The organism is Pontibacter silvestris, assembly GCF_020907275.1.
GTDB lineage: Bacteria > Bacteroidota > Bacteroidia > Cytophagales > Hymenobacteraceae > Pontibacter > Pontibacter silvestris.
Genome location: NZ_JAJJWI010000032.1, coordinates 26,407 through 36,635 on the forward strand (window position 1 = coordinate 26,407; position 10,229 = coordinate 36,635).

The 10,229-nt window shown below is 41.7% G+C and carries 10 protein-coding genes; 6 read left to right on the forward strand and 4 right to left on the reverse strand.

Features of this window, described 5'->3' with window-relative positions; all coding sequences use genetic code 11:
• Positions 1-5 precede the first annotated feature (5 nt).
• Entirely contained in the window at positions 6-602 is a 597-nt protein-coding gene (locus tag LN995_RS19475) for a TetR/AcrR family transcriptional regulator (RefSeq protein WP_229962763.1), read from the forward strand.
• A gap of 96 nt (positions 603-698) precedes the next feature.
• Here the strand turns inward: LN995_RS19475 and LN995_RS19480 are convergent, their stop codons facing one another.
• Complete coding sequence (locus tag LN995_RS19480; protein WP_229962764.1) at positions 699-2,030, reverse strand: mechanosensitive ion channel family protein; 1,332 nt, start codon at positions 2,028-2,030, stop codon at positions 699-701.
• A 185-nt stretch (positions 2,031-2,215) separates the two neighbouring features.
• Positions 2,216-2,644 (reverse strand): DUF2267 domain-containing protein, encoded by a 429-nt coding sequence (locus tag LN995_RS19485; protein WP_229962765.1) that lies wholly within the window; start codon positions 2,642-2,644, stop codon positions 2,216-2,218.
• A gap of 513 nt (positions 2,645-3,157) precedes the next feature.
• On the opposite strand from LN995_RS19485, the gene LN995_RS19490 reads away from it, so the two are divergent.
• From LN995_RS19490 to LN995_RS19505, 4 genes are all read left to right on the forward strand, one after another.
• A complete protein-coding gene (locus LN995_RS19490; protein ID WP_229962766.1) occupies positions 3,158-3,409 on the forward strand; it encodes a hypothetical protein in 252 nt (83 codons plus the stop codon).
• 3 nt (positions 3,410-3,412) lie between these two features.
• The gene (locus tag LN995_RS19495; protein ID WP_229962767.1) at positions 3,413-3,673 is read left to right on the forward strand and encodes a hypothetical protein; all 261 of its coding nucleotides are present in this window, start codon (positions 3,413-3,415) and stop codon (positions 3,671-3,673) included.
• A gap of 304 nt (positions 3,674-3,977) precedes the next feature.
• A complete protein-coding gene (gyrB, locus tag LN995_RS19500; RefSeq protein WP_229962768.1) occupies positions 3,978-5,939 on the forward strand; it encodes a DNA topoisomerase (ATP-hydrolyzing) subunit B in 1,962 nt (653 codons plus the stop codon).
• A 164-nt stretch (positions 5,940-6,103) separates the two neighbouring features.
• Positions 6,104-6,874 carry a TIGR02757 family protein gene (locus LN995_RS19505; protein ID WP_229962769.1) on the forward strand — a complete coding sequence of 257 codons (771 nt, stop codon included), beginning with the start codon at positions 6,104-6,106 and terminating at the stop codon, positions 6,872-6,874.
• 130 nt (positions 6,875-7,004) lie between these two features.
• On the opposite strand, the gene LN995_RS19510 is transcribed toward LN995_RS19505, so the two are convergent.
• Positions 7,005-7,907, reverse strand: a complete 903-nt coding sequence (locus LN995_RS19510; RefSeq protein WP_229962770.1) for an SDR family oxidoreductase — start codon at positions 7,905-7,907, stop codon at positions 7,005-7,007.
• A gap of 257 nt (positions 7,908-8,164) precedes the next feature.
• Between LN995_RS19510 and LN995_RS19515 the strand changes: the two genes are divergently transcribed.
• Positions 8,165-9,223: a serine hydrolase domain-containing protein gene (locus tag LN995_RS19515; RefSeq protein ID WP_229962771.1), complete on the forward strand. Its 1,059-nt coding sequence runs from the start codon at positions 8,165-8,167 to the stop codon at positions 9,221-9,223.
• A gap of 168 nt (positions 9,224-9,391) precedes the next feature.
• On the opposite strand, the gene LN995_RS19520 is transcribed toward LN995_RS19515, so the two are convergent.
• Positions 9,392-9,949, reverse strand: coding sequence for a DUF4357 domain-containing protein (locus tag LN995_RS19520; RefSeq protein WP_229962772.1), 558 nt, complete (start codon positions 9,947-9,949; stop codon positions 9,392-9,394).
• Between the last annotated feature and the right edge of the window lie 280 nt (positions 9,950-10,229).

Here is a 10,229-nt window from a genome sequence, read left to right on the forward strand (position 1 = left end):
ACTAAATGGCTATTCCAGAAAGAGACGAAGAAGTAATTCAAGAGATCAAGGAAGCAGCACAGGTACTGTTTCGGAAATATGGCTTAAAAAAAACCACAATGAATGAAATTGCAGGTGCTTTAGGCAAAGGGAAAAGTACGCTTTATTACTACTTTAAAAGTAAGGATGAGATTTATGAAGCAGTGGTAATGGATGAGATGCATGATGTGTTTGCTAAGGTTAAGGAGGCAATTAATGATGCTCCAAATGCTAAAGAAAAATTGAAAGCATATTCTGTGACCCATATCAAAACTGTTAAAGAAAAAATCACTTTAAAAGAGACAACAGGAATACCTATATGTGAAAGTTTTGAGGTTATAAATAAAATAAGGAAAAGATACGATCTTACTGAAATAAGTTTTATCAAAAATCTGCTTAAAGAAGGCGTGGAGAGCGGAGAGTTCAAGCCTTTAAGTCCTAATGACATTGATCTTTTGGCTTATACCGTTGTTTGCTCACTACGTGGGCTGGAGCTACCTCTATTCGTTGACAAAGGCTATCCTGACATTGATTTAAGAATCGAAGCCGTAGTTGACTTAATACTGAATGGTATCGCCAAGTAATCATGTAATAAATAGCGTTTTGCAACTTCCTGAAATATTTAAATAAAGGAGTAACCACACCTTGTTTTGATAAGGCGTAGGTAAGTTTTTACTGTACTATTCACCTTCTGCTCCAAAGGTTTTAACCTCCGCCGGTGCACCATTAGGATTTATAAACTGCACCTGCTGGCGCGGATACACTGGAATGATCCTGTTCATATATTCAGGTTTAGCTAACTCCTGGCTGGTACGGAAGATTAATTCGCTTTTCCATTTTCTTCGCTCACGGGCACCTACCAGGTAGCGGATAATAACGTTTGTCCAGGAGTCATCTAAAGACAAAAAAACCTGTGGCTTTTCATTTACAAAATCTCCCAAACCGGCTTTCTGAACCAATTGACTGTACTGACGGGCGGGTTCTTCCATATAACTTCCTAAGAGGTTCAGCGCCACATTTTCCAGTACCTGCATCGAGAGCTGAATGTCTGATTCGTTTGCTACAGCTATTGCCAGCTCATCCCACACATAAGGAAAATCACCTGTAAGATTTATGACAGTGCCTGATAAGATCTCATTGTTCGGAAAGGTAACGAGCCTGCCGGTAGGTTGTTCGGCCTGTACAAAGCCAGACTGGTAAGGTGCTCCAATTTCCCAGACAGTGGTAGTCAGGAAATCAATACGGTACACATCTCCAAAAACTTCACCTACTCTTATTCGGTCACCTACGCGATAGTAGCCCTGAAATGAGTTCAGCAGCCACCCTGTAAAACTCTCGATAGGTGTTTGCAGCGACCATGAAAGTGCCAGGCCTATTAAACCAAAGGAGCCTAATAAGGCACGAATATCACCTGCTACCACACTAAAAGCTATACCTATGGCAAATAACCATACTGATATATTTACTAGCGAAATAATTGCACTGGAACTATGCCAGCGTCCTATTAAACTGTGCAGCAGCATACGTAAAAGCCTTGCTAACAGCCAGGCCAGTATAAGCGTAACAATAGCAATTATAATTTTGGGAAAGTTATAATAAAAGCTGTCCCACATATCCTGAAGAGCGCCAATGGCCTCATCTGCTGCCTCTTTGCTGGAGGGTGCGTCTAAACTGTCAGCGCTTGCCGTTTCATCTGCTGCTACCTCATCTATAACGGCTACTGAATCTGGTGCATCTTCCTGCTGGGGAGCATCCTGCGCAAGACCTGCTTCGCTGGGTGAGAATATCAGCAGTATAAAACCAGTCAGGGCAACGGCTAACACAGAAGCCTGTCTGAAATTCTTCAGCCTGTTTTCAGCTCCTTTTACAGCAGTGTTCTGAGAAATTTTTTTCTTAGTTCTTCTCTGGTTAAGTTTTGTTTTAAGCCTGGATGTTTGAGGCTGATTATAGCTTTGTCTTACTGATTTAAGCTTAGTGTTTTTGTTATTGAAACTTCTATTGTTAAGTGGCATAGGCGAGTAATGGGAATTTTAGCATCAAGTAACTCATCTCAATCAGGTATATTAACTTTTTTTTAAGTTTTAGGTTTTACTGATGTAGTCCTCAGTACAGAAATCATGGGCTGCCAAAGCTTCACAATAAAAAAGGCCCGACCGTAGTCAGACCTTCTTAAAAGCTTTGTTTGTTTTCTTCTATACTAGGCCGGAACTTCAATTTCGCTATGCAGTGCCTGGGCAATCTGGTTATACTGGCCTTCAGAAATATGATCCCGTAAAAAGTTCATAACATCCTGAAATGCATAGTACGTGTGGTCCAGGGTAGGGAAGTCAGCGTTTGCTGCAAAGGCATCCTTAGAGCGAATAAACTCCAGCCACTGCTCTTCATCCCTGATACGAACAGGTGCATTGTGTAACGTAAAGCCATCAAAATAAATACCTTTCCAAATTACAGGTAACTGTGCCGCTAAGTGAACTGCCTCACCAGACGGAATACGATCTCGAATGGCATGAAGCACAGCTTTGAATATACGTCCTGCCTTTTGTTCATCATCTATTCCTAAATAGTCACACAACTGGTGCAACCATGTTTTTGCGTCTTTTTGATAATCTTCAAAGTTCATTGACATGTTTTACCTCCTTTGTTTTAGATTATACATTCATTACGCTTTACTCTAACGATGCATATAGGAGATGGTTATGCAGATTTTGACACCACGGTTGATCCTAACATATTGTAATATAATGTGTTACTGGTTGTTGGAGACAATGGTTAAAGCCAGTAAAGCATAAATTTACATTTAGATTCTGCAGTTTTTTTTCTACTTCATAATCTAAAATGGAGGCAGTCACCAAGCTTCTGATGAATGCTACCTGGTAAAGTTTTAGCTGAAACAAGGGTAGGAGATATATTAGGTTGTATAGTCCATGATATGTGTATAGTTTAATAAGATGCATGAACTCTAATTGCTCTGGCACGATTCTCGTTGTGGCTTTACTATATATAAACCCTATGTCAATCTTTTAACTATGAAAAAATAATTCCTGGAGTCCTTGCCTGTGCTGCTGTATTATTCTGTAGCTGTGAAAGCCGACATGCTGGGTTTGATGATGAGTACCTTGAAGTAATAGGTGAGGCGGAGGTGCAAACGCCGGAAGGTGGCTACCGTTTAAACTTATCATACAATGGGCCACTTGATATGCGTAACCAGTTTATAACCTGGGTGGATTCTCTGCAGCAGAAGGTGCCATCAATGGTGAAAATGAATGAGAACATTTATGTGAATTATATGCCGGAGCAGATGGGGCGAAAGGTGAATAAGAATATGTTCCAGACAAGCGTTTCATATAATCTTATTGTTCAAGATAGCAGCATGTATGATAGCATTACCTAGGATTTGCTGAAACGGAGTTTACCTTTTATAAATGTTTCTCGCATCTTTTTTGATCCTGATCAGAAAACAGCCTTACAGCATGAGCTGATGCAGAAGGCGCTTTCAAATGCTAAAGCTAAACTAAGCAGTCTGACGCAGGATGGACACAAGTATGAGATAGTGGGGATTCAAGAGCTGGATAGCAAGCTTCCTTACGGGCCGGAACATTATGACTATAACAGGGTGGTGGTAGAGCGGGTGAGGGTTAAAGCAAGGCTACTGTAGGTGTTGATTGGGAGTGATTCCTGATTGAAATGAAAGATATTTGTTTATCATAAAATACTTTTTCCTGTTTTATTCAGAGAAGCCGCTCAGTATGGGCGGCTTTTCTATTTGTGCTTTTTCCAGAACTTGGCTAAGGCTACAGGCACTAAAGCGAGCTTGAAATTGTTAAAATACAGAAGATTTTATGTTTATCCGAAATGAAACGTATAAGAGGAAAGATTCTGACCTCTATCACTGCCTAAAAGTATAGTATAAACGAAATAAAAGTGGTAATTTTACCTATTCAATCTACCCTGAAACACACATGAGTGAAGTAGAAGATAAAAAAATAATATTTAATAATTATTCAGCTGATAGCATACAGGTATTAGAAGGTCTGGAGGCAGTTCGTAAGCGCCCGGCCATGTATATCGGCGATATAGGCATTAAAGGTTTACACCACCTGGTGTGGGAGGTTGTCGACAACTCCATCGACGAAGCACTGGCAGGCCACTGCGACGAAATCTCTGTAACAATAAACGAAGATAATTCTATCTCGGTAACAGACAATGGTCGGGGTATACCTACTGATTTTCACCAAAAGGAAGGGCGCTCTGCGCTCGAGGTAGTACTTACAGTACTACATGCGGGTGGTAAATTCGACAAGGACACTTATAAAGTGTCTGGTGGTTTACACGGTGTGGGCGTTTCCTGCGTAAATGCACTTTCTACGGACCTACACGTGACAGTGCACCGTAACGGTAAAATTTACGAGCAGCACTATAACATTGGTGTGCCTCAGTACCCTGTGCGTGAAATTGGTGAAACAGACATAACCGGAACAACTGTACATTTCAAGCCGGATGCCTCTATTTTCACGGTTACTGAATATAAATACGATACTATTGCCGGCCGCCTGCGCGAACTGGCTTTCCTGAACAAAGGTATCCGTATTAATCTACAGGACCTGCGTGAGCGTAATGAGCAAGGTGAACCTCTCTCTGTGTCTTTCTTCTCTGAAGGTGGCCTGAAAGAGTTTGTAACTTATCTGGATGAAACAAGAGAAACGCTTATTCCGGAGCCAATCTACGTAGAGAGTGAGAAAAACGGTGTGCCTGTTGAAATTGCCCTGCAATATAATACGACCTATACCGAGAATATCTTCTCTTATGTAAATAACATTAACACTATTGAAGGTGGTACGCACGTAGCTGGTTTCCGCCGTGCCCTTACCCGTACCTTAAAAAGCTATGCCGATAAATCAGGTATGCTGGACAAGGTAAAAGTAGATATTACTGGTGATGACTTTAGAGAAGGTTTAACAGCCATTATCTCTGTAAAAGTTGCTGAGCCACAATTCGAAGGTCAGACAAAAACAAAACTGGGTAATTCAGAGGTATCCGGTGCTGTGGATGTAGCTGTAGGCGAAATGCTGACTCAGTACCTGGAGGAGAACCCAAAAGAGGCCCGTACTATTGTGCAAAAAGTTATTGTGGCAGCACAGGCCCGACATGCGGCTCGTAAAGCCCGCGAAATGGTACAGCGTAAGAACGTTTTATCCAGTACCAGCTTGCCTGGTAAACTGGCTGACTGTTCTGATAGCAACCCTGAAAACTGCGAGATTTACTTAGTAGAGGGTGACTCTGCGGGTGGTTCTGCTAAGCAGGGGCGCGACCGTAAGTTCCAGGCTATTCTGCCTTTGCGTGGTAAAATCCTGAACGTAGAGAAAGCACAGGAGCACCGCATCTACGAAAACGAAGAGATCAAGAACATGATCACGGCACTTGGTATAAGCTTTGGCACGCCAGACGACGACAAGGCTCTGAATATAGAGAAACTGCGTTACCACAAAATCATTATCATGACGGATGCTGACGTGGACGGCTCTCACATTCGTACGCTTATCCTGACGTTCTTCTTCCGTTATATGAGAGACCTGGTAGAGAAAGGATATGTATACATTGCCCTTCCTCCGCTTTACCTGGTTAAAAAAGGTAAAGAAGAACGTTATTGCTGGAGTGAGCAGGACCGTGTTGAGGCGATACAGGAAATTGCTAAAGGCAGAGAGGAAAGTGTGGGGGTGCAGCGTTACAAAGGTCTTGGAGAAATGAACCCTGAGCAGCTTTGGAACACTACTATGGACCCAGGCACCAGAAGCTTAAAGCAGGTAACGATAGAATCTGCTGCCGAAGCTGATCATTTATTCTCTATGCTGATGGGTGACGAAGTAGGTCCTCGCCGCGACTTTATTGAACGTAATGCCAAATATGCACGAGTAGATGTGTAATAAAGGCTTGAATAATTAGTATTAATAGTAGCGGCTGCACCTATAAAGTGCAGCCGCTACTGCTTTAAAGTGGGTTTATAAATGTAGCTTTGGTTTTAAACCTGAACCTGTTATCTTACATTACCAGCTATTAAAATAAAAAAGAAGTACCATAACACCTTTACATGAGTTTTGCATCAATTAAAGCCCTTCTCGACGATCGGGTAGAGCAGTATAATAAGCCTGTTTTTATTCCGAATGATCCTGTTTCTATTCCACATCGTTTCACAAAAAAACAGGACATTGAAATAAGCGGTTTCTTTGCTGCTATTCTGGCCTGGGGACAGCGCAAAACTATCATAAATAACTGCCTGAAGCTGATGGACCTGATGGATAATGCGCCCCATGATTTTATACTGAACCACCAGGAGCAGGACCTGCAGCGTTTCCTTGGCTTTAAGCACCGGACATTTAACGACACGGACTTATTGTATCTTCTGTTTTTCTTTCAACTGTATTATCAGCAGCACGAGAGCCTGGAAATCGCTTTTACAGGAGAACATAACGAGGTAAAGACACAAAAAGAACGGCTGGAGCATTTTCATAATACCGTGTTCAGCCTAGAGGAGGCACCACATCGTACCCGAAAACATATTTCTACGCCAGCCAGAAAATCAGCCTGTAAGCGACTGAACATGTACCTGCGCTGGATGGTACGCAGCGACAACGGTGGTGTTGACTTTGGCATCTGGAACACCATGAAAATGTCTGACCTTGTTTGTCCATGTGATGTGCATGTAGAACGCGTGGCTCGTCGGCTTGGTCTTATTACCCGTAAAGGCATGGACTGGATGACTGCCGAAGAACTGACTGAACACCTGAGAACATTTGACCCGGCAGACCCGGTGAAGTACGATTTTGCGTTGTTTGGGCTGGGAGTAGAGGAGAAGTTTTAATACTATTCTGTCTCGTGACGTATGCAGGCAGTACAAAAAAAGGCTCTCACAGAACCTATGCTGTGAGAGCCTTTCTTATCTTAACCTCGCAATCTAAAAGACCTGTGAGTGTTTTTTTAGCAGTAGAGTCTTAAATTGTTGGTTTACCCCCGGTAACAGGTATAGTAGCACCAGATATATAGCTTGACTCCTGGGAAGCCAGCAGAACATATACCGGAGCAAGTTCAGCTGGCTGGCCAGCTCGCTGCATTGGAACGCTCTTACCAAATTGTTTTACTTTGTCTTCCGGCATAGTAGACGGAATAAGCGGAGTCCAGATTGGGCCCGGAGCCACGCAGTTTACGCGTATACCTTTTTCTGCCAAAAGTTGCGCCAGGTTTGCCGTAAAGTTTTGTATAGCTCCTTTTGTAGCAGCATAAGCCAGTAGCGTTGGCGTAGGCTGGTATGCATTTACAGAAGTGGTGTTTACAATGGTGCTACCCGGCTTCATGTGCGGTTCGGCTGCTTTGCACAGGTAAAACATAGCATAAATATTGGTGCGGAATGTACGGTCCCACTCTTCGCTAGGTACCTCCTGAAGCGACTCACGCGTCATCTGAAAAGCTGCATTGTTCACCAGTATATCGACCTGTCCGAATTCTTTAACGGCACGCTGTACTATCTGCTTGCAGTGCTCTTCGTTCTGAATGTCGCCTGGCACTAAAACAGCTTTCTGCCCTGCTTCTTCTACATATTTAGCTGTTTCTTTGGCATCGTCATCTTCGTTAAGGTAAGCAATAAGCACATCAGCGCCTTCGCGTGCAAAGGCAATAGCCACAGCTTTACCAATACCAGAGTCAGCACCTGTGATAATAGCTTTTCGTCCGGCAAGTTTGCCTGACCCTTTATATGTTTCTTCGCCGTGGTCCGGCTTCGGTGTCATTTCCTGCTCAGAACCAGGCACATTTTGCTGTTGCTCCGGAAAAGGAGGCTGCTTGTACTGTTTTTGTGGATCTTGTTGTGTATCAGGTTTGTTTTCTTCAGCTTGGTTCATAATACATAGATTAATGTTCAAGCAATAAAACGGAATCTGGCAGTAAGAGTTAAGACAAAGTCCCCAGAAATAGGAGAAAAGGTTTGAGTGTAATAAGCTTCAGATAATTGTGCTGCCTTATGATTATAGTTATATTCGCCTAACGCAGAAATTTAAACGAGGCCAATGAGCATGCACCAATATAATCTGGTAAGCTGGTTTCTCTGTGGCGAAGAATCTGTGGTTATTACCTTACTACTATCGAACAACATTTATACATGAATCTTACTTCTCTTCAGGATTCTTTTGATACCTTGATGGATACAACTTATGCGGCAGACAAACCCGGTGCTGCCTTGCATATATCTGTGGGTGGTGATGTGCTTTATGAAAGAGGGTTTGGACTGGCAGACTTAGCCGGAGGTAAGAAGATTACTTCTGTAACAAACTTTAGAATGGCCTCTGTCTCGAAGCAGTTTACGGCTATGGGTATTTCTCAGCTGGAGCAACAGGGACAGCTTTCATATGAAGATTCGCTTTTAAAGTTTTTCCCAGAATTTGCCCTTATAGCTGCTAACATTACACTGCGCCACCTGCTCACGCATACATCCGGATTATTCGATTACGAAAATTTTATAGAGGAGACTTCTGAAAAACAGGTAACGGATGAGGAGATATTGCAATTGATAGCACCTTTAACCGAGACTTATTTTACTCCAGGGGCAAAGTACAGGTATAGTAACACAGGTTTTGTACTGCTGGCATTGGTGGTGGAGAGGGTTTCCGGTTTACCTTATGCTACTTTTCTGCAGGAGAACATTTTCCTGCCTTTGCATATGCATGCATCTACACTATATAAGAGTAGTAAACAGATGTTGAACAGAGCCATGGGTTATGCCAGGGAGGCAACAGAAGATTACCTTTTTTCCGATCAGAGTACCTGTACTGCCACCATGGGCGATGGTTGTGTTTATACTTCTCTTCAGGATTACCAGAAATGGCACCAGGCGCTAACTACACCTGGCCCTTTTCATATCTTACCTGTACTGGATAATGTGTCTCACCCTATTGAAACAAATAATAACTGGTTTTACGGCATGGGCTGGTTCTGCTCGAAACGTGCCGATGGCTCTACCGAAATGTACCACAGCGGCAACACCAGCGGCTTCAGCAATCTTGTCATCCGAATACCTGAAAAGGATGTACTGATAGCTTATTTCTCAAACATAGCGGATAACACGCACCTGTTTTCAGAGTTTCTGGATGTGCTGCAACAGTTTCCGGTGTTGCGGCTGGAATCGGAGCTGGTAAGGAGGCTGCCGCAGTTAACTTGTTGAACGGGAATTTAACAAATACAATTAAGTTTTTAGGAAGTACAATAAACAGCTAGATAATAATAGAAGCTTCTGAGTTAATTAATTTTATGCATTTCTAGGAGTATTGTTTATTTTATCTTCTTCAATTTCTTTAAGCGGTTTGTTATCATTATCTTTCCACAAAACACGTCAATTTACTGAATACCCTAAGATTACTGCACCTGCTTGTGAAGGGCTTGAGAATTCATAATCTTGAATAAACTCTAATCCTCTGATTGTTTTCTGTACATACCCTTTTTCAATCAAACCTCTTCTTATATTAGAATATGTAGGTGCTAAAGCGGGAATCTCGTTTTCTTTCATCAAGCTCCCTTTTAAGACTAGTACTCCATTTGAAATTAGTCTAGACGATGCTTTAATATCACCAACTTCTAAAAATAATTTATCATCTCTGTTTTTTGTAGATAACTTTACTAAGTTGCTATTACTGGGTTTATAGAAATCAAACCCTATGGTTGGTAACAAGATTTTCATGTTATCAAAATATGTATCCATCTCGTCTTTGACCATTTGAGGTAAACTTATTTTGTTCCCGTCCTTTTTATTCATAATTGTGTAACCAGTTTTTTCAATGGTCTCTGGTAACACTTTTGCCTCCAAATATTTTGTATGAGAAACGGTCACATTATCATCTTTTGAACTAAACGCAATTATCAATTCAAAAAAAGACTTCTTATCATCTCTCATATGAAAAGTAATCCGTGCAAATAAGTAATTTGCCTCTCCAATATAAATAAGTGTTTCATCAGGGCTTTCTTCATTGAAACCAATTAAAAAGTAAATCCCTGGTCTGTTTAACTCAATGAAATCTTTAGCGTCAAAGAAAGAGTTTCTTGGTATTTTGATTGCCTGACCAGTCTAATTTGAAACATATGATAAACTAATACCTTCAGGGTTTCCTTTTACTAGATAGCTTGTTATAGTTATACCTCTATTCATAAAGGGTATTCCTTCAGAAGTAATGATG